Genomic DNA, 17,090 nt, shown 5'->3' with positions numbered 1-17,090 from the left:
TGGCTCGGCTGTGGCAGCGCGCTTAGACTTGCGCACAGGCCGCAAAGAAGACGGCCATCTGCCACACGGTGAATCATGATGATCGCCCATACACCCACGCTGTTCGCCGCCGTTGCACTGGTCGCGACCATCCTGGCGTTCTGCCTGTTGCTGGTCGGCCGGTCCAATCGCCACGACAACCTCTGGCTCACCGCTTGCGGCTTGCTCGCCCATGCGTTGGCCTACGTTTGCTACACCGCCTATGGTCATGCCCCGCTGTGGCTCAGCTATGGGGTGGGTAACAGCCTGCTTTCATTGGCCCTGGCTTTCTATTCGGCCAGCCTGTTTCGCGTGCGCGAGCAGGCTGTGCCCTGGCGGCAGGTCTTCATCATTCCCGTCTGCATGTTGGTGGGCCTGATGCTGCTGCTCGACACCGTGGAGCCGCGCATGCTGCTGGCGACGCTGGTGCTGATGCTGCAGTGCACGCTGATCCTGTACTGGGTGCGGCGCCACGTGGAGCGGCCGGGCAGGGCGCACCTGTTGCTTCAGATTGGCGCCCTTGTCAGCCTGGTGGGGCTGGGCATGCGGGCGTTGGCAGTGATCAATGGCACTGCCGTGGAAATGCGCTACGACAGCAGTAACCTCAAGCAGAGCATTTCCGTCGCTATCGGTACGGTAACGGTGATGATGTACTCCATTGGCCTGGTGCTGATGGCCAAGGAACGCAGCGAATCGCGGTTGAAGCACCTGGCCTTGCGCGATGTACTGACGGGCACCTATAACCGTCGGGCGATTCTCGAGCGCTTTGCCGTCGAGCTGGACCGCGCCCGTGGCGAGCGCAGCAGCTTGGCCGTGGCGATGATCGACCTCGACCATTTCAAGCGTATCAATGACCTGTACGGGCACCTGGCCGGGGACGAGGTGTTATGCCATTGCGTTCGGCAGTTGGAGCAGCGCCTGCGTCACCGCGACAGTCTGGGCCGCTATGGGGGGGAGGAGTTCCTGCTGCTGTTGCCGCAAGCCGATCGTAATGGCGCGATGGCAGCTCTGCAGGGCCTGAGGGAGGCCATTGCCCTCAGCCCGGCGCACTTCGCCGGGGACCAGATCACGCTGCGCTTCAGTGTGGGGCTGTGGTGCGGCGTGCCTGGCCCGCACGACACTACCGCGAGCCTGCTTGCCCAGGCTGACGCGGCGCTGTATCAGGCCAAGGCAGCCGGGCGCAACACGGTGTACATGGCGGCGTTGACCGCTGCCAGTTGAGTCAGGACGCCGGGTGGATGGCCAGCACCACGCCATTGGTGATCTGCACCAGCACATAGTGGTCGCCCATGCGTACCCAGTGGCTTTCTTTCTCCGGTGCTGGCAGGCCCTTGGCTTTCCAGTCGGCCACGGCTGCTTCGTCGCGTTTGTACTGGTCGGGGGCCTTGTCGCCCACTTTGAGTTCGCGGTTATGGGTTTCTGGTGCGGTAACGCTCTCTTGAGCCGAGGGTGCGGCTGACGCCATCATTGGCAGGCAGGGCAGGGTGGCCAGTAGCAGCGAAGGCAAAAGGCGAGGGACTTTCATTTCAATCTCCTGAGATGGCATGCCTTATCTGCGACAACAGCCCCCATCCGACAATTCACTCGCGATGCTGCGCAGTGCTAGAGTCGCCTTCTTTTTGTCCCGAGGATGGAACATGCGAGCAATTCTGCCGATGGCTGCGGCGCTGGTATTGGTCGGTTGTGCTTCAGCGACCATGGATACGGCCCGTGGTGGCAAGCCGACTGCACAGCTCGATTCGCAAAAGGCGCCGGAGTTGGTGGCCCAGTGCATCCAGTTCAGTTGGCAGAAAGAGGATGTGTTCGGGGACGACGCCAGCGGCTATCTGCAGCCGCGCAAGCAAGGTGGGCTGACGGTGTATACCCGCGAAGCGGAGTCGTTCGTGGATGTCTATCCTCAAGCGGGCGGCACGCGGGTGGATTACTACGCGCAGAAGAATGACGGCGTGGCCCTGCAGCGGCGGGCGGCGGCGGCTACCTGCCTGTAACGTTTGCAGGATTAGGGGCTTTGCCGGCGCCTGCGTGGGCACGCTCGGCAAGGTGCCGATGGCCGCAACTCAAACGACAAGGACGTACAGCATGGACCGATCACATCAACTCAACCGCGCCAGCTGGGATGAGCGCGCGCCGCTGCATGCTGCCTCGAAGGACTACGAGGTCGAGCAGCTGGTCCAGCAGCCGGCGCACCTTTCCCAGACCGTACGCTTCGACCTGCCACGCCTTGGCGATATTCAGGGCCTGCGCACCGCTCACCTGCAATGCCATATCGGCACCGACACCTTGTCGCTGGCGCGCTTGGGCGCGCTGGTGTGCGGGCTGGATTATTCGGCAGCCTCGCTGATGCAGGCGCGGCGTCTTGCCGGGCGTTGCAACACAGCCATCGACTACGTAGAAGCCGATGTCTATGAGGCCGATCAGGTACTGCAGGCAGGCACCTTCGACCTGGTCTACACCGGAATCGGTGCATTGTGCTGGCTACCGCGCATCGAGCCTTGGGCCCGGGCAGTGGCGGCCTTGCTCAAGCCTGGCGGTCGGCTGTTTCTACGCGATGGCCACCCGATGCTGATGGCCGTCAATGAAGACCATCAGGACCGGCTGCAATTGGAATATTCCTACTTCGAGCACGAAGCGCCGACGGTTTGGCACAGCGACCAGACTTACGTCGACAGCGATCAACGCCTCACCCAGACCGAAACCCATGAGTGGAACCATGGTCTGGGCGATGTCGTCAGTGCCCTGCTGGCGCAAGGGCTGCAACTGACGGCACTGGTCGAGCACCAGAGCATCCCCTGGGAGGCGTTACCCGGCCAGATGGACAAAGGCGCCGACGGCGAATGGCGCCTGCGCCGGGAGCCTGAGCGCTTGCCGCTGAGTTACACCCTGCAGGCGATCAAGGCCTGATCAGGACAGGTAGCCTCCGTCGACATTAAGCGCTGTACCGGTGGTGTAACTGGAGGCATCGCTGGCCAGGTACAGCACGGCGCCGGCCATTTCCTTGGGGGCGGCCACGCGTTTGAGCGGAATCTGCTGCAGTGCAGCGTTGAGGATGGCGTCGTTTTTCACCAGCGCCGAGGCGAACTTTGTGTCGGTCAGGCCAGGCAGCAAGGCATTGCAGCGGATGCCGAACTGCGCGCACTCCTTGGCGAAGACCTTGGTCATGTTGATCACCGCAGCCTTGGTCACCGAGTAGATCCCCTGGAAATGCCCTGGCGAAACCCCATTGATCGACGCCACGTTGATGATGCTGCCGCCGCCGTTTTCACGCATCAGCTTGCCGGCTTCGACGGACATGAAGAAATAGCCACGGATATTGACGTCGACGGTCTTCTGGAAGGCGCCCGCGTCGGTGTCCAGCACGTTGCAGAACTGTGGGTTGGTGGCGGCGTTGTTGACCAGCACGTCCAGGCGGCCGAACTGTTCGCGGATACCGGCGAAAACCTGCTGGATCTGTTCCAGTTCGCCGATGTGGCAGGCCACTGCGGTGGCCTTGCCGCCTGCCGCGATGATCGCATCGGCCACCTGCTGGCAGCCCTCGAGCTTGCGGCTGGAAACAATCACGTGAGCACCTTGCTGGGCCAGCAGGTGCGCGATGGCCTCGCCAATGCCGCGGCTGGCGCCGGAGACGAAAGCGATCTTGCCATCGAGGTCGAACAGGTGGGTCTTGGACATGCTGTTTTCCTTGGTGTCTGTCGTCAGAGCGTGGACTTGGCTATTACCTGCAGGCTCATCTGCTCCAGCAGCCGGTTCATGTGAATGAACTGGGCGAAGCGCTTGTCCTGGGTCTGGCCGTGGTAGAAGCGGTAGTAGATCTGCTGCACGATGCCCGCCAGGCGGAACAGGCCATAGCAATAGTAGTAATCGAAGTTGTCCAGGCGGATGCCCGCACGCTCGGCGTAGTAATCGACGAACTGGCGGCGGGTTAGCATGCCCTGGGCATTGCTCGGCTGGCGCCGCATCAGTTGCACCGGCGCCGGGTCGCTCGCCTCGATCCAGTAGGCCAGGCTGTTGCCCAAGTCCATCAGTGGGTCGCCGATGGTGGCCATCTCCCAGTCCAGTACGCCAATGATGCGCATGGGGTTTTCGGCATCGAGGATCACGTTGTCGAAGCGGTAGTCGTTGTGCACGATGCCTGGGCGAGGGTGGTCGGCCGGCATCTTTTCGCGCAGCCAGGCAATGACCTGCTCCCAACGCGGCGCATCGGGTGTCAGGGCTTTTTCGTAGCGGCTGGTCCAGCCTTCGATCTGGCGCTGCACGTACCCCTCAGGCTTGCCCAGGTCGGCGAGGCCGCAGGCCTGGTAGTCGACTTGATGCAGCTCTACCAGGCGGTCGATGAAGCTTTTGCAGAGGGCCTCGGTACGGCTGGCATCCAGGTTCAGTTCGGCGGGAATGTCCGAACGCAGGATGATGCCGTTCACCCGCTCCATCACATAGAACTCGGCGCCGATCACCGTTTCATCGGTGCAGTGGGCGTAGGCCTTGGGGCAATAAGGAAAGCCGCTGTTGAGCTGGTTGAGGATGCGGAACTCACGGCCCATGTCGTGGGCCGACTTGGCTTTCTGGCCGAAAGGCGGGCGCCGCAGCACGAACTCACGGCCTGGGTAAGCCACCAGATAGGTCAGGTTGGAGGCTCCCCCGGGGAACTGGCTGATGCGTGGTGTGCCCTCAAGGCCGGCGATGTTGGCCTTCAGGTAAGGATCGATGACTGCCGCGTCGAGTTCTTCGCCGGGGCGTACCTGAGTGGACTGATCGGTGAGCGTCATGCGTTTACCTTATTATCGATCGCAAGGATTATTGGCTAATCTAATGGGCTTGAGGCATTGGAACAAGCGTGCCAGGTGCCCTATAGGTTTGCGTGTTGCCGGCCGATCACTGCACCGAATACGCCACGGCGGGCAAAAAAAAACCGAAGCCGGTCTGGCTTCGGTTTTCGTCTCGCGCGGTGCGCCCATCACTCAGGAAGGGAACAGCTCGCTGAGTTTCATCGACAGCATCATGTCGCCTTCAACGCGAAGCTTGCCGCTCATGAACGCCTGCATGCCGTCGGTCTCGCCGCTGACGATGCCCTTGAGGGTGTCGCTGTCCATCACCAGGGTGCAGTTGGCGTTAGGGTTCTCGCCTTCCTGCAGGTCGCAGGTACCGTCCTTGACGATCAGGGCGTATTTCTTGTCTTCGTCGGTGATGTCGAAGCCGAACACCAGGTCCAGGCCTTCGGCTGCAGACGGATTGAACTTCTCTTGCATCTTTTTCACGGCATCAGCTACGGAGGTCATGGCGTATTCCTTATTGAGTGATTTACGTCCCTGATCGGGACACAACAAGCCGGGCTCATCTGTAGGTAATGAGCTCCGGCACCTTCAACAACTGCACGTGGGCCTGGTTGTTGAAGGAAGCCAGTGCCACGTCGCGGCCGCGAAACTTCAGCTGGCTGAGCGACGTGTTGATGATCTGCCAGTTCAGCGAGAAGGCCTGGCTGGGGGTAATTCCAGTAGTCAGGTGAAGCAGGGCGGCAATGGTGCCTCCTGAGGTGAACACCGCGATGTTGTCGCCACTGCCGGCGCTGTCCAGCACACGTTGCAAACCACCCTGGACTCGCGCGGTGAACGCTTGCCAGGTTTCCAGGCCGTCGTCGGCCTGTTCGCCGTCGTGCCAGCGCTGCACCATCACGGCGAACAGGCGCTGGAATTCGCTGCGGTTCTGCGCGCCATTGCGCAGGATGTGCAGGGCCTGTGGCTCTTCGGCCAGCAAGCCGGGCAGCAGGGCACGGATAACACCGTCGGCATCGAACTCATTGAACGCAGGGTCGGTCTCAATGGCGGGCACTGCGCAGCCATTGGCGTGCAACGCCTCCAGCGCCAGCCGCGCAGTGTCTTGCTGGCGGCGCAGGTCGCCCGCCACGCATCGGTCCAGGCGCAGGTCCAGCCGGGCAAGGTGCTCACCCAGTGCCTGGCTTTGCCGCATGCCCACCGGCGACAGCACGTCATAGTCGTCTGCGCCGAATGAGGCTTGGCCATGTCGGATGAGGTAGAGGTTGCCCACGAAGGTATCCGGCCGCTTGAAGGTTGCTGCGAGGTTAGGATGCGCCACACAGGCTGTCAACGAAAAACATACAAGCGTTTGAAAAGGTCGTTTGAACTGTGTTGCCAGCGTTTACCGCAGCTGGCAGCGCCACGGGCGCACCGGTATGCTTGCTAAAGTTTTGCGCCGTACAGGCGCAGGTTCATAAGGAGTCAACGTGGAGTTTCTTGCCGAATACGCAAGCTTTCTCGCTAAAACCGCCACCCTGGTGATTGCCATCCTGGTGGTGCTGTCTGCCATCGCCGGCTTGCGCGGCAAGGGGCGGCGCAAGGCTGGCGGGCAGTTGCAGGTTACCCGCCTAAACGAGTTCTACAAAGAGTTGCGCGAGCGTCTGGAATCCGGCCTGCTCGACAAGGCCCAGCTCAAGGCCCTGCGCAAGCAGCAGGCCAAAGCGGAAAAACAGCAGAAAAAAGGCAAGGTCGAAGAGAAAGGCCGGGTGTTCGTGCTCGACTTCGATGGCGACATCAAGGCGTCCGCCACCGAAAGCCTGCGCAACGAAATCACGGCACTGCTGACCCTCGCCACGCCGCGTGACGAGGTGGTACTGCGCCTGGAAAGCGGTGGTGGCCTGGTGCACAGCTACGGCCTTGCGGCCTCGCAGCTGGCGCGCATCCGCCAGGCCGGCATCCCGCTGACCGTGTGCATCGACAAGGTGGCCGCCAGCGGTGGTTACATGATGGCCTGTATCGGCGAGAAAATCGTCAGCGCGCCGTTTGCCGTGCTCGGTTCGATCGGCGTGGTGGCGCAGTTGCCCAACGTCAACCGCCTACTGAAGAAGCACAATATCGATTTCGAAGTGCTGACTGCCGGTGAGTACAAGCGCACCCTGACCGTGTTCGGCGAGAACACCGAGAAGGGGCGCGAGAAGTTCCAGGAAGACTTGGACATTACCCACCAGCTCTTCAAGGATTTCGTCGCCCGCTACCGCCCGCAGTTGCACATCGACGAAGTGGCCACCGGCGAAGTCTGGCTGGGTGTCGCCGCGCTGAATCGCAAGCTGGTGGACCAGTTGCAGACCAGCGACGAGTACCTCAGCGAGCGCGCTCGCAACGCCAACCTGTTCCATGTGCACTATGCCGAACGCAAAAGCCTTCAGGAGCGAATCGGCATGGCGGCGAGCGGTGCGGTGGAGAACGCCGTGGTAGGGTTGTGGAGCAAACTTGGCCGCTTGCGCTAACACCTTGAACCTCTTGAATATTTTTTCTGTTCAGGGGGTTGCAAGGTTGAATGAATGCAGACATAATGGCGCCCATCGAAACGCAGCAAACTTTGAAAAAGGTTCTACGTTTCAAGGAGATAGAAGCGTAAGCAACTAGATCCGAACTTTGAGGCCGAGTAGCAAAGTGGTTATGCTCCGGATTGCAAATCCGTCTACGCCGGTTCGATTCCGACCTCGGCCTCCACATTCGAAAGCCCCGCAGATTAACGTCTGCGGGGTTTTTCTTTGGGCGTTAGAAAACCCTATCGTTTCCGCAGGCTTGAGTCATGGTGATGAGGCATGAGTTGCGCACACCGTGCAGCTTTCGCCGTTCCAGCAGTGCCTCGGTAAACTGACCAAGGTCTGCGAGTCGTTGTTTCAGACAGTAGCCGACCACCACCTTCGCGCGACAGCTAAAGCCCGCGCAAAGGATGTGCCGCCTCTTCACTGAATCGGCCTTATCAACTCAGCGCCCTGATTACGTACATTCCCCACGGCCTTGCCCACCGGGTACCACCTGAAATCCTCAGCCGGGCGGCATCCTGTCTCCACGATCGCTGCAGCGCGCTCAGGCGACGTGGTAGGGGCCAGCCACTCTAGAGCGGTCTCTGGCGTCAGCACCAAGGGCTTTCTGTCATGGATGTCGATCAGCCCCTGGTCTGCCGCGGCCGTGACGATCACGAACCCGTCGCGCTCGTCCGGCTCAGTGCCCTGGTGCACTTCAGCGAGCGCAGCGAAGTAAAGCGGGGCGCCATCCGCGCTCGTGATGTACATCGGTTGTTTCCGCTTTGGCTCTGCTGGGTCGGGTATCCACTCGAACCACCCGTTCGCTGGCGCCAGGGCTCTACCGGCTGGCCACAGGTCTCTGAAGAACTTCCCCGTCACGACCGTCTCAGCACGAGCATTGATCGGGTCGGGGCGCTTCCCCTTCGCCCAAAATGGCGACCACCCCCACTTCACCCGATCCACGCTCAGCCCCCCGTCTACCTGGCGTATGACCTCGACGCGGGTGGAGGGCGCCACGTTGTAACGGCTTATTGGCTCGCGGTCATAACCATTTATCACGACCAGGTCCAGCGATAGCTGGCGCAGGTAATGATCCATCGATTCGTAGATCGAGTACCGTCCGCACATTGCCCACCTCTCGCCCGTCAGAATTTTCATCGCTCAGGATTGACCGAGCGGCCCATGCCGGATTTACTGTATACACATACAGTATTCATCAGGCTCACCATTATGACCATCACAATTTTGGGTACGCCATCTGGCACTACCGAGCCGCTACCGCTCTATTCATTTCATGTGCCGGCCGGATTTCCATCCCCGGCAGCGGACCATCTGGAAGGCCATATCTCCCTTGATGAGCTGTTCGACCTCCGCGCACCCCATGTGTATCTGGTGAAAGTGGAGGGCGACAGCATGCAAGGGGCGGGGATTTACTCCGGCGACATTGTCATCGTAGATCGCGGCCGTGAGGCCGAGCACGGCGACGTGGTGATTGCCGCGGTAAACAGCGAGCCGGTCTGCAAGCGCCTGCACCGTCGCGATGGCGTGGTGATCCTCAAGTCGGAAAACCCGGCGTATCCGCCGCGGTACATCATGGAGGGCGATGATCTGGTCATATGGGGCGTTGTGCGTTACAGCGTTCGCGACCATGCGCAGTGACCAAGTTTTCGCACTCATCGATTGCAACTCGTTTTACGCGAGCTGCGAGCGAGTATTCCGGCCCGACCTGGCCAAGACCCCGATCGTTGTGTTGAGCAACAATGATGGGTGCGTCATCGCCAGGTCATACGACGCCAAGCCATTCGTGAAGATGGGCGAGCCGTACTTTCAGGCCAAGGACAAGCTGCGTCGGCACGGCATCATGGCCTTTAGCAGTAATTACGCGCTCTACGGCGACATGAGCGAGCGCGTCATGTCCCTGATCGAGTCGATGGTGCCTGCCGCCGAGATCTACAGCATCGACGAGTGCTTCGCTGACCTGTCCGGTATCCAGGAAAACCTGACCCAGTTCGGGCGAAAGCTCAGGTCCAGGATCTTCCAGTGCACCGGCATACCTGTGGGGGTTGGGATCGCCGGCACAAAGACCTTGGCCAAGCTCGCCAATCACATGGCCAAGCGCTTGCAAGCCCAGACTGGCGGGGTGGTCGATATTACTGAGCCGTTCAAGCGCGATTGGGTGCTGCGCAATACCAAGGTGAAAGAGGTGTGGGGAGTGGGCCGCCGTATGACTGCCCACCTTGAAGCGATGGGCATTCACACGGCGATGGATCTGGCCAAGGCTGACGCCTGGACGCTGCGACAGAAATTCAGTGTGGTGGTCGAGAAAACTGCCCGCGAGCTGGCTGGCACGCCTTGCCTGGAGTTGGATGAGGCTGAGCCGCCGAAGCAGGAGATCTGCTGCAGCCGGATGTTCGGCAAGCGGCTGACTGAGCTGGCGCCCATCAAGCAGGCGGTGGCCACCTATGTCAGTCGGGCTGCAGAAAAGCTTCGGGTCCAGGGTTCGGTGTGCAAGCGCATGCGCGTCAGCATCCGCACCGGCATGTTCAACCCGGATGAGGCGCACCACGCACAGGGGGCTTTGGTTGAACTTCCATACCCTACCTGCGACACGCTGTTGATGACCCGATTAGCCACAGAAGCGGTTGGCCGTATCTTCAGGCCCGGTTTTCGCTACAGCAAGGCAGAGGTGCTGCTGATGGACCTGCGGCAATCAGGTGAGTTTTCAGGGGACTTGTTTGCGCTGAAGCAATCGGTGGCATGTGACCGGTTGATGCAGGTGATGGATGGCATCAACGAGCGCTGGGGGAGGGGGACGATGCGCGCCGCCAGTGTGCCGGCGACACCGGACTGGGCAATGAGGAGGGAGATGATGAGCCAATCCTACACGACGCGGATCGACCAGTTGTGGACGGTCAAATGTTGAGGCTGCCATCGGCGTGGTTGGCCGAACTCAATGACCAATCGGCTCTGGTGGCCGATCCCGATGGTCGAGCAGCTGTGCTTGCTGAACTCGCGATTGCCGCGCACCGGCGCAGCGACGTTGATGCAGACCAACTCGTCGAGATGCTGGAGTTCGCCGAGTCTGCTCGGCTGTGGGCACTGTTTGAGCTTGAAGAGGTAGCGTGAGCGGAGGCTAGGGGCCGTTAGCTGCCGGTCGTCAGTGGCTGCATTGAAGCAGTCACTCAGGCCTGTCTCGCACTAGCGCAAATCACCCGATACTCGATGGTTAGTCTTGGCTGATAGCGGTCCAAGAATCACCGAGTTTTGCGTATTTGAGTTCGGGTTGGTTATCGCCGCGAGAGGGCGGTAGATAACAATAATGCTCCGGAAGGGGGCCTGTTCCGGAGCACGCTTGCACGTCAGCTGTGAAGCAGAGCGTCGAGCCCGCCCTTTTGATCGAGACCGGCGAGGTCGTCGAAACCGCCGACATGAAGTTCACCGAAGAAGATCTGCGGAACGGTTCTGCGCCGCGATCGCTGCAACATCTCCATGAGGTGCTGAGGCGATGCTTCAACATCGATTTCGCGCGGGGTCACCCCCTTGCTCGCCAGCAGTCGCTTGGCGCTCACGCAGTAAGGGCAGTGCTGAGTGGTGTAGAGGGTCACTTGGCTCATGGCGGCTTCCTCCTAGTGTACCGACGGCGGGAAGTCGATATCGGTTGTGGCGATGTTGTTCAGGTAATTGGTCAGGGTCAGCAGCGTCACCTGCGCAACCACCTCGACGATCTTGCTATCGCCAAGACCGGCCTCACGCGCTGCAGCGATCTGCTCGTCACTCAATTGGCCGCGGCTTGCGGTGATCTGCTGTGCCAGCGTTGCGACTGCACTGAGTGTCCCGCTACGAGCCTGGCTGATAGCTTCATCGCTTAAGCCCGCTTTGGAGCCGAAAAAGGCGTGAGCGGCCAGGCAGTAGTCGCAACCGTTGATCTGGGAGGTGGCGAGTGCAACGACCTCACGCTCGACGGCGCTCAGTGAGCTCTTTCCCAAGGCTTGGGCGAGACCCAGGTAGCCATTGAGTGCGGCCGGGGAGTTAGCCAGGGTCTTGAAGGCATTGGGAATGAAGCCGAGGCCTTTTTGAATGCCTTCCAAGGCAGCGCGCGAGCCAGCAGGCGCTTGGTCCAGTGAGAGAGCAGCGATACGAGTCATGGTAGTTCTCCAGTAGGTTGATTAGGCAGCTTGTCGATCAAGCTTGGAATCAATAGTAGGGAGGAGGACTATCCTTTCGGATCCAGATCGTCGAATCTATGCGACAGATCGTCTAAATCTGAGCGCGCTATGGACCGACTATCGACTCTGCTCAATCATTTCAACCTGCATGCGTCTGCCTTCCACCAAGGCGGGTTTTGTGGAACGACTCACTTTCAGGGGCAGCAGCGTTTCGGCCACGCACATCTGCTGCGTTCGGGGCGTCTCGTCTTCAGGGGCAAAGGCGGTCAGGTCCTCGAATTGACAGAACCCGGCCTGATTCTGGCGGTGCGTCCGCAGGAGCATCAGTTGCAGGCCATCGAAGCAGATCAAGCGCAATTGGTGTGCGCCACCTTGCAATTCGATGGCGGAGCCAACAATCCACTGACCTTGGCTTTGCCGGCATTCATCATTAAGCCGTTGCGCGAGTTACAAGGTCTCGATGGCACCCTCGACTGGCTGTTCGAAGAAGCCTTCGGCGACGAGTGCGGGCGGGATGTCATCCTCAATCGTCTATTCGAGCTCATGGTGATTCAGTTATTTCGCCATCTCATTGCCAGCCGCAGTATTGCCTCGGGGATGATGGCCGGGTTGGCCAATGCTCAGCTGTCCCGGGCGTTGGTGGGAATCCATAACGAGCCACAGCGCAATTGGTCCGTGGCAGAGTTGGCTGAGCGCTCAGGCATGTCCCGCGCGAGCTTTGCTGCGCACTTTCGCGACACCGTGGGAGTTACCCCTGCGGATTACCTGGCGAACTGGCGCATCAGCCTGACGCAAAAACGTCTGCGTGAAGGCCGTCCCATTGCCCTGATTGCCGATGAGGTCGGCTACGAAAGTCCATCTGCGCTGGCCCGCACCTTTCGCCGCAAGGTGGGCGCAAGCCCGAGGGATTGGTTGCAGCAGAGCATGCAGGATGCTTAGCGGCACGGTATCCCGACTGTGCGGGAGCTAGGAGTTGTCCGGGAGCACTTGCAGGTGCTCTCGCAGATGACCGATGAACGCCTTTGCCCGAGCCGAATGTCGCCGCTCGCGGCTGAACAGCGCACTGACTGGCAGTGCGCAGGGCTGGTAATCGTCGAGCACAGTACGCACACGGCCGTGTTCAACATCGGCAGCGAACAGCCATTGCGCAGAAAGGGAGATACCCATGCCACAGAGCACCATTTCTCGGATGGCCTCACTGCTGTTGCTGGTGACATTGCCTGTGACGGCGATATCGAATTTGTCTGCACCGCGCGTGAAGCGCCAGTGATCATAGTGTTCAAGCAGCGTAAAGCCGATGCAGTTGTGGCCTGCCAATTCACTAGGCTCAAGTGGCAGACCGTGGCGTTGCAGATACATAGGAGAGGCGTATACCCCCCGTGTAGTGGTGCCCAGCGATACAGCCACGAGGCCCTCGCTCTTCACCGCACCTATCCTGACCGCAAGGTCGATGTTTTCCATGAGCAGGTCTTCGTTGTGATCGCTCAGTCGCAGGTCGATTCGCACATCTGGGTAGCGCTCTAAAAACGTCCCGATGAGAGGGGCAATGCACAGTCGCCCGTAGCTGACCGGTGCGGCGACGCGCAGGGGCCCTGCGATCTGCTCCTGATCACTGGCAAAGCGGCGTGTGGCGCTTTCGACTTGCCCGAGAATGTCCTGGCAGTGGCTGTAGAAGCGTTGCCCTTGGTCGGTCAGAGCCAGGTGTCGTGTGGTGCGGGCTAATACAGGCCCTCCCAGGTACCGCTCCAGGGCCCGCACCTGCTTGCTGACGGCCGGCTGCCCCATGTTCAGCTCCCGAGCCACTGCCGAAAAAGAGCATCGCTCCACGACCCGTACGAAGATGCGCATGCTGTCGAACAGATCCATCGCGACAAGGCCTCTATGGGGAATAAGTAATATGCAATTTTAGCTTCTTATCGGAATGGGTGAGACGGAGCAATCTGTATCAACTCACTCAAACAGAGGATCCCGTCATGAGTCAGACCATGCTTGCCGCTATCGCCGAGTCCGCCCAGGCCCCACTGGTCGTACGCCACGTTGCTCGCCCAGCTGCCGGTAAAGGGCAGATCCTCGTCATGGTTCATGCCGCTGGGGTCAACCCCCTCGATACGAAGATCGCCACCGGTGCGGGCGCGCACGCCCGTCAGGCACTGCCAGCAGTACTCGGCCTGGATTTGGCCGGCACGGTCGTCGAACTGGGCGAGGCGGTAGAAGGTTTCACTCCCGGCCAGGAGGTCTTCGGCATGGCCGGAGGAATCGGCGGGGCCCAGGGCACCATGGCCGAGTATATCGCCGTGGATGCCCGGCTGATTGCGCCAAAGCCGCACGCACTCGACATGCGCGAGGCAGCCGCCTTGCCTCTGGTATTTATCACCGCCTGGGAGGGGCTGGTGGACCGCGCGAACGTCCGCGCCGGCCATAACGTGCTGATTCATGGCGGAGCAGGCGGGGTCGGCCAAATGGCCATCCAGCTGGCCAGGGCGCGTGGGGCCAACGTCTACGCCACCGGTTCGGCCGCCAGTTTCGACTTCATTCGTTCGCTGGGGGCCACGGCGATCGACTACCAGGCGCAGAGCGTAGAGTCCTATATCGAGCAATATACGGCCGGGGAAGGTTTCGACATCGTCTACGATACCGTGGGCGGTAGCACGCTGGACGCGTCGTTCAAGGCTGTGAAGCCTTATACCGGGCACGTACTGAGCTGCCTCGGTTGGGGCCAGCACAGCCTTGCGCCGCTATCGTTCAAGAGCGCCACTTATTCAGGAGTGTTCACCTTGGCACCGTTACTCACTGGCAAGGGGCGTGATCACCACGGGGCGATCTTGCGAGAGGCGGTAGCACTCGTAAACGCGGGGCAACTGGCGGTCCGGGTAGATGAACATCACTTTGCACTGAGTGAAGTCAACGCTGCGTTCCGACAGGTCGCGGAAGGTCTCGGCAAGGGCAAAACAGTTATCCAGGTGGTGAGTGAATAGTCTTGAGATCTCTTAATCAGAAATCTCCTTGGAGGTTAACCTGCGGAGTCATGCCATGGCGTATACCCTCGAAGGCGGGAATCAGCAGGCGAGAGCGCCAATAGCGCTTAGCGAGCGCAAGGACCGCGTTAGCGGCCTATGGAGCTGTTAGCAGGCCAGCAAGCGGCGGGGCTTACACTTTTTATCGCCTTAAGTAGGCCTGCAATGCCGAATATGCTCATCGTTCGCTGAGTTCAGGCTGATCACAACCGATTGTCCGATTCAAATCACAAACCGGTGGTACTCGGTTGCTTAGCGCCGGGCTTTGGCTATGGTGGCAATACACCATCCGAATAAGACCAAAGTATTAGGAGAGCGCCATGAGGATACGCGGTGAAGTTTTCTGGGCTTGGGCTGACCCGACGCTTCACAGTAGGACTCATGACGAAAGACTCGATGACGGAACATTCATAGATGTGCAGGTGCGACTGTCGCGCACAGGTAACACGCAGATGTTCATCGGGGTGTATGCCTCAGGCGGCATGGCCCTTCATGAGGAGGCATTCGATTCACGTCCCGGTGAATCCATGACCAGAGCGCTGGCGTGGGGTGTGGGGCGCGCCCGTCGGATCGCGGCCGGAGAGATTAGTCAGTCGGAGCGCTCAAAGACCGGGTAAGGCCTCCCGCTGCGGTGCTTACGTTGGCAGCTAAGAGTCAGTTCGAGCTAGGGGAGAAGTGATGCGTTCGTCGGGTTTTCACCAGCAGTAAGAAACACCAGGCAGGTGTGCTAGTCGGTGTAAGTAGTACTGATAAGAAACATGGACTTGCGGGTGAATTCTCATGGACACTGATAATCAAGAGCGCCAGTATCATGCGTACCAAGCGCTCAAAAGGCTCAGCGAGTTGACGGCTGATACGATGACCAAGATCGCCTATGGGCAAATCGATAGCATCGATTGGTACGATACCTGCCGCAGCCACCGTGAGGCGTTCGATCACTGGATGGAGCTCGCCGATGCCCAGAATCGCAGGGTTCTGGAGGCGCCCCAGTTGAGAGGCGCGAGCAATAACTCTAGCCAGCGTTTAAGAAGTCGATAGCATTTAGAGCGTCAGGGCGTTCGTGAATGATTTCCCTCAGGCCTTGCGCTACACGAGGGCAAAATCAGTGACGCAGCCCTTTGCGTCGATGGCCACCGTGAGCACTTGAGGGTCGCTCAGGCCCAGGCCCTCTTCTGTGTAGACAAACGCCCACCGAAGCAATCTCAGGTCACCCCGGCTTTCGCAGTCCTCATACGGGCCAAGCAGTCGCTCTAGCTCGGCTGATGTGGAGTGCCCGCAAACGATGTACTTCAACTGCTCCTCAATCTGGGTAGCGCTGATGCTGAAACTTTCAAGCAGCATTTTGCGCTCCAGAGCGGTCATCAGGCGATTTGAATCCGTTTGCATCGTCTCAATACACTCCATAACCAGATCGTAGGTTTGTAGGGCAATTCCCGGGCGGGAGCGGATTTTACCCGTGAAATGTACTGAGTAGTACAAAAAGATGACCAAGGGTCGTACCTTAGCTGATCCCCCCGCTGTTGCGCATGATGGCCTGGGAGTCGTTTGTTTCGTTGTGGGGGCAAAGATTTCCGAAACCGAGCAGCTACGAGGGTAACGGTGAGCATGCGTGAAGGTTGGCATTCAGCGTCCGGGGGGATTGGCCCACCGGAAAAAGAAAACCCGCCAACAAGTGGCGGGCCCAAAGAACGTGAGAAGCAGTGTCAGTGTGCCAAGGCGTGTGTCATGAATTCGTGAAGAGCATGTAGGCAATCAGTAATGCCTGGCTCACTCATGGCTCAGCTCAAGTGCGCTGATCACACACACCGAAGCATCCTCTGCCGGCGTGTCATCGCTGAAGTCCACTTGATTGTAGACCCCGCCGTGGAAATTCAGCGTCTGCGTTGCCCACGATGGCCCCAGTTGCAGCCCGACCGTGGTGCCACTGCGGCCATTGCAGTTCGCGCTGACCTTGCAAGCGCCGTCTTCGCTAACCTCGATACTCACATCGAAACGCACGCCCAGCGGCACATCGGCCAGCACGGTGCTGTTGAGAGGCGTTGCCTGAGTCAAATCTGAGCGAAAGCCTACAGTGATTTTGCCTTTGTTCCAGAACACCTTGATTGGCGGGCTGTTGTTATCTTTCACATGCAATTGGGCAATAACCACCTTTTGCGCCAGATTGACCTTCTCCAGGGTCATGGTCTGGTGATTGCGGTGGCGCGCGGCACTGCCCAGTGGCCAGTACACGGCTTCTTTCCATTCGCAGCGTGTGCGGTGAGTACTCTTGCTGGCCGCGCCCTTGGTCGGGGCGGTCATGCGTATCGAGCCGTCACTCTGACGGGCAACAACGCTGGTCAGGGTAGCCAAGGCCTGTGCGCCAGTGACCTCCAGGGCATCCGGGTTGGAGGGCGATTTCGGCACCGGGGTGGTGATGATCAGATTGTCGATGTATACGGCCATGAAATTTCTCCTTGAAAATTCCGAGTCCTGCAAGGTTTGCGAGCCTGTCAGGCAGGGGGGAAGTTCCATCGAAGACGTGTTTCACTGATGAGGCGCAGGGAGAAAAAAGCCCGCCATGCTGGCGGGCAAGTCACGTTTGAAGGGAGAGCCTGTAGGATGAGGGCGACCGGT

At 59.9% G+C, this 17,090-nt stretch carries 22 protein-coding genes and 1 tRNA gene; 12 read left to right on the top strand and 11 right to left on the bottom strand.

What is annotated here, in order from left to right:
- The first annotated feature begins 78 nt into the window (after positions 1-78).
- A complete protein-coding gene (locus tag ACIPZH_RS11260) occupies positions 79-1,239 on the top strand; it encodes a GGDEF domain-containing protein (RefSeq protein WP_400636264.1) in 1,161 nt (386 codons plus the stop codon).
- Between the two features lies 1 nt (position 1,240).
- Here ACIPZH_RS11260 and ACIPZH_RS11255 read toward each other — a convergent pair whose 3' ends face one another.
- Positions 1,241-1,543 (bottom strand): RcnB family protein, encoded by a 303-nt coding sequence (locus tag ACIPZH_RS11255; RefSeq protein WP_241805361.1) that lies wholly within the window; start codon positions 1,541-1,543, stop codon positions 1,241-1,243.
- Positions 1,544-1,655: 112 nt separating this feature from the next.
- Here ACIPZH_RS11255 and ACIPZH_RS11250 point away from each other — a divergent pair, with 112 nt between their 5' ends.
- Positions 1,656-2,006: a hypothetical protein gene (locus tag ACIPZH_RS11250; RefSeq protein WP_267817053.1), complete on the top strand. Its 351-nt coding sequence runs from the start codon at positions 1,656-1,658 to the stop codon at positions 2,004-2,006.
- 91 nt (positions 2,007-2,097) lie between these two features.
- Entirely contained in the window at positions 2,098-2,919 is an 822-nt protein-coding gene (locus ACIPZH_RS11245; RefSeq protein ID WP_400636208.1) for a class I SAM-dependent methyltransferase, read from the top strand.
- Here ACIPZH_RS11245 and ACIPZH_RS11240 read toward each other — a convergent pair whose 3' ends face one another.
- The 4 genes from ACIPZH_RS11240 to ACIPZH_RS11225 form a co-directional block, all read right to left on the bottom strand.
- The gene (locus tag ACIPZH_RS11240; RefSeq protein WP_400636207.1) at positions 2,920-3,687 is read right to left on the bottom strand and encodes an SDR family oxidoreductase; all 768 of its coding nucleotides are present in this window, start codon (positions 3,685-3,687) and stop codon (positions 2,920-2,922) included.
- A 23-nt stretch (positions 3,688-3,710) separates the two neighbouring features.
- Positions 3,711-4,778, bottom strand: a complete 1,068-nt coding sequence (locus ACIPZH_RS11235; RefSeq protein WP_241805357.1) for a phosphotransferase family protein — start codon at positions 4,776-4,778, stop codon at positions 3,711-3,713.
- A gap of 192 nt (positions 4,779-4,970) precedes the next feature.
- A complete protein-coding gene (locus ACIPZH_RS11230; RefSeq protein ID WP_241805356.1) occupies positions 4,971-5,288 on the bottom strand; it encodes an SCP2 sterol-binding domain-containing protein in 318 nt (105 codons plus the stop codon).
- A gap of 55 nt (positions 5,289-5,343) precedes the next feature.
- Positions 5,344-6,054, bottom strand: a complete 711-nt coding sequence (locus tag ACIPZH_RS11225; protein WP_400636206.1) for a histidine phosphatase family protein — start codon at positions 6,052-6,054, stop codon at positions 5,344-5,346.
- Positions 6,055-6,250: 196 nt separating this feature from the next.
- Between ACIPZH_RS11225 and sohB the strand changes: the two genes are divergently transcribed.
- Positions 6,251-7,270, top strand: coding sequence for a protease SohB (gene sohB / locus ACIPZH_RS11220; RefSeq protein WP_241805354.1), 1,020 nt, complete (start codon positions 6,251-6,253; stop codon positions 7,268-7,270).
- 152 nt (positions 7,271-7,422) lie between these two features.
- Positions 7,423-7,496 (top strand) — tRNA-Cys (locus ACIPZH_RS11215).
- 239 nt (positions 7,497-7,735) lie between these two features.
- Here the strand turns inward: ACIPZH_RS11215 and ACIPZH_RS11210 are convergent.
- A complete protein-coding gene (locus ACIPZH_RS11210) occupies positions 7,736-8,425 on the bottom strand; it encodes an SOS response-associated peptidase family protein (RefSeq protein WP_400636263.1) in 690 nt (229 codons plus the stop codon).
- A 102-nt stretch (positions 8,426-8,527) separates the two neighbouring features.
- Here ACIPZH_RS11210 and ACIPZH_RS11205 point away from each other — a divergent pair, with 102 nt between their 5' ends.
- Genes ACIPZH_RS11205 through ACIPZH_RS11195 form a run of 3 tightly spaced genes read left to right on the top strand, consistent with a single transcriptional unit; the run spans position 8,528 to position 10,423 of the window.
- Positions 8,528-8,956, top strand: a complete 429-nt coding sequence (locus tag ACIPZH_RS11205; protein ID WP_241805353.1) for a LexA family transcriptional regulator — start codon at positions 8,528-8,530, stop codon at positions 8,954-8,956.
- Positions 8,946-10,220, top strand: coding sequence for a translesion error-prone DNA polymerase V subunit UmuC (umuC, locus tag ACIPZH_RS11200; protein ID WP_400636205.1), 1,275 nt, complete (start codon positions 8,946-8,948; stop codon positions 10,218-10,220). Before ACIPZH_RS11205 ends, umuC begins: the two co-directional genes overlap by 11 nt.
- A complete protein-coding gene (locus ACIPZH_RS11195; protein WP_400636204.1) occupies positions 10,214-10,423 on the top strand; it encodes a hypothetical protein in 210 nt (69 codons plus the stop codon). Before umuC ends, ACIPZH_RS11195 begins: the two co-directional genes overlap by 7 nt.
- Positions 10,424-10,656: 233 nt before the next feature.
- On the opposite strand, the gene grxC is transcribed toward ACIPZH_RS11195, so the two are convergent.
- The gene (gene grxC / locus ACIPZH_RS11190) at positions 10,657-10,911 is read right to left on the bottom strand and encodes a glutaredoxin 3 (RefSeq protein WP_400636203.1); all 255 of its coding nucleotides are present in this window, start codon (positions 10,909-10,911) and stop codon (positions 10,657-10,659) included.
- A 12-nt stretch (positions 10,912-10,923) separates the two neighbouring features.
- A complete protein-coding gene (locus ACIPZH_RS11185; protein WP_400636202.1) occupies positions 10,924-11,442 on the bottom strand; it encodes a carboxymuconolactone decarboxylase family protein in 519 nt (172 codons plus the stop codon).
- A gap of 129 nt (positions 11,443-11,571) precedes the next feature.
- On the opposite strand from ACIPZH_RS11185, the gene ACIPZH_RS11180 reads away from it, so the two are divergent.
- Positions 11,572-12,402 (top strand): AraC family transcriptional regulator, encoded by an 831-nt coding sequence (locus ACIPZH_RS11180; protein ID WP_400636201.1) that lies wholly within the window; start codon positions 11,572-11,574, stop codon positions 12,400-12,402.
- Positions 12,403-12,429: 27 nt separating this feature from the next.
- Here the strand turns inward: ACIPZH_RS11180 and ACIPZH_RS11175 are convergent, their stop codons facing one another.
- On the bottom strand, positions 12,430-13,329 hold the full coding sequence (locus tag ACIPZH_RS11175; RefSeq protein WP_400636200.1) for a LysR family transcriptional regulator: 900 nt from the start codon (positions 13,327-13,329) through the stop codon (positions 12,430-12,432).
- A gap of 107 nt (positions 13,330-13,436) precedes the next feature.
- Here ACIPZH_RS11175 and ACIPZH_RS11170 point away from each other — a divergent pair, with 107 nt between their 5' ends.
- From ACIPZH_RS11170 to ACIPZH_RS11160, 3 genes are all read left to right on the top strand, one after another.
- Positions 13,437-14,438 (top strand): zinc-dependent alcohol dehydrogenase family protein, encoded by a 1,002-nt coding sequence (locus tag ACIPZH_RS11170; protein WP_400636199.1) that lies wholly within the window; start codon positions 13,437-13,439, stop codon positions 14,436-14,438.
- A 359-nt stretch (positions 14,439-14,797) separates the two neighbouring features.
- A complete protein-coding gene (locus ACIPZH_RS11165) occupies positions 14,798-15,094 on the top strand; it encodes a hypothetical protein (protein ID WP_267817010.1) in 297 nt (98 codons plus the stop codon).
- A 163-nt stretch (positions 15,095-15,257) separates the two neighbouring features.
- Positions 15,258-15,515, top strand: coding sequence for a hypothetical protein (locus tag ACIPZH_RS11160; protein ID WP_400636198.1), 258 nt, complete (start codon positions 15,258-15,260; stop codon positions 15,513-15,515).
- Between the two features lie 48 nt (positions 15,516-15,563).
- Here the strand turns inward: ACIPZH_RS11160 and ACIPZH_RS11155 are convergent, their stop codons facing one another.
- Positions 15,564-15,968, bottom strand: coding sequence for a hypothetical protein (locus ACIPZH_RS11155; protein ID WP_267817006.1), 405 nt, complete (start codon positions 15,966-15,968; stop codon positions 15,564-15,566).
- A gap of 276 nt (positions 15,969-16,244) precedes the next feature.
- Positions 16,245-16,919, bottom strand: a complete 675-nt coding sequence (locus ACIPZH_RS11150) for a polysaccharide lyase family 7 protein (RefSeq protein WP_400636197.1) — start codon at positions 16,917-16,919, stop codon at positions 16,245-16,247.
- Between the last annotated feature and the right edge of the window lie 171 nt (positions 16,920-17,090).

The organism is Pseudomonas sp. NPDC089758, assembly GCF_044748705.1.
In the GTDB taxonomy this organism is placed as follows: domain Bacteria; phylum Pseudomonadota; class Gammaproteobacteria; order Pseudomonadales; family Pseudomonadaceae; genus Aquipseudomonas; species Aquipseudomonas putida_X.
This window is presented reverse-complemented; position numbering and strand designations above follow the sequence as displayed.

What these genes read in the sequence shown, in the direction of transcription:
- ACIPZH_RS11260 (WP_400636264.1), top strand. Translation starts at nt 79, where the DNA reads ATGATCGCCCATACACCCACGCTGTTCGCCGCCGTTGCACTGGTCGCG.
- ACIPZH_RS11255 (WP_241805361.1), bottom strand. Translation starts at nt 1,543, where the DNA reads ATGAAAGTCCCTCGCCTTTTGCCTTCGCTGCTACTGGCCACCCTGCCC.
- ACIPZH_RS11250 (WP_267817053.1), top strand. Translation starts at nt 1,656, where the DNA reads ATGCGAGCAATTCTGCCGATGGCTGCGGCGCTGGTATTGGTCGGTTGT.
- ACIPZH_RS11245 (WP_400636208.1), top strand. Translation starts at nt 2,098, where the DNA reads ATGGACCGATCACATCAACTCAACCGCGCCAGCTGGGATGAGCGCGCG.
- ACIPZH_RS11240 (WP_400636207.1), bottom strand. Translation starts at nt 3,687, where the DNA reads ATGTCCAAGACCCACCTGTTCGACCTCGATGGCAAGATCGCTTTCGTC.
- ACIPZH_RS11235 (WP_241805357.1), bottom strand. Translation starts at nt 4,778, where the DNA reads ATGACGCTCACCGATCAGTCCACTCAGGTACGCCCCGGCGAAGAACTC.
- ACIPZH_RS11230 (WP_241805356.1), bottom strand. Translation starts at nt 5,288, where the DNA reads ATGACCTCCGTAGCTGATGCCGTGAAAAAGATGCAAGAGAAGTTCAAT.
- ACIPZH_RS11210 (WP_400636263.1), bottom strand. Translation starts at nt 8,425, where the DNA reads ATGTGCGGACGGTACTCGATCTACGAATCGATGGATCATTACCTGCGC.
- ACIPZH_RS11205 (WP_241805353.1), top strand. Translation starts at nt 8,528, where the DNA reads ATGACCATCACAATTTTGGGTACGCCATCTGGCACTACCGAGCCGCTA.
- umuC (WP_400636205.1), top strand. Translation starts at nt 8,946, where the DNA reads ATGCGCAGTGACCAAGTTTTCGCACTCATCGATTGCAACTCGTTTTAC.
- ACIPZH_RS11195 (WP_400636204.1), top strand. Translation starts at nt 10,214, where the DNA reads ATGTTGAGGCTGCCATCGGCGTGGTTGGCCGAACTCAATGACCAATCG.
- grxC (WP_400636203.1), bottom strand. Translation starts at nt 10,911, where the DNA reads ATGAGCCAAGTGACCCTCTACACCACTCAGCACTGCCCTTACTGCGTG.
- ACIPZH_RS11185 (WP_400636202.1), bottom strand. Translation starts at nt 11,442, where the DNA reads ATGACTCGTATCGCTGCTCTCTCACTGGACCAAGCGCCTGCTGGCTCG.
- ACIPZH_RS11180 (WP_400636201.1), top strand. Translation starts at nt 11,572, where the DNA reads ATGGACCGACTATCGACTCTGCTCAATCATTTCAACCTGCATGCGTCT.
- ACIPZH_RS11175 (WP_400636200.1), bottom strand. Translation starts at nt 13,329, where the DNA reads ATGGATCTGTTCGACAGCATGCGCATCTTCGTACGGGTCGTGGAGCGA.
- ACIPZH_RS11170 (WP_400636199.1), top strand. Translation starts at nt 13,437, where the DNA reads ATGAGTCAGACCATGCTTGCCGCTATCGCCGAGTCCGCCCAGGCCCCA.
- ACIPZH_RS11165 (WP_267817010.1), top strand. Translation starts at nt 14,798, where the DNA reads ATGAGGATACGCGGTGAAGTTTTCTGGGCTTGGGCTGACCCGACGCTT.
- ACIPZH_RS11160 (WP_400636198.1), top strand. Translation starts at nt 15,258, where the DNA reads ATGGACACTGATAATCAAGAGCGCCAGTATCATGCGTACCAAGCGCTC.
- ACIPZH_RS11150 (WP_400636197.1), bottom strand. Translation starts at nt 16,919, where the DNA reads ATGGCCGTATACATCGACAATCTGATCATCACCACCCCGGTGCCGAAA.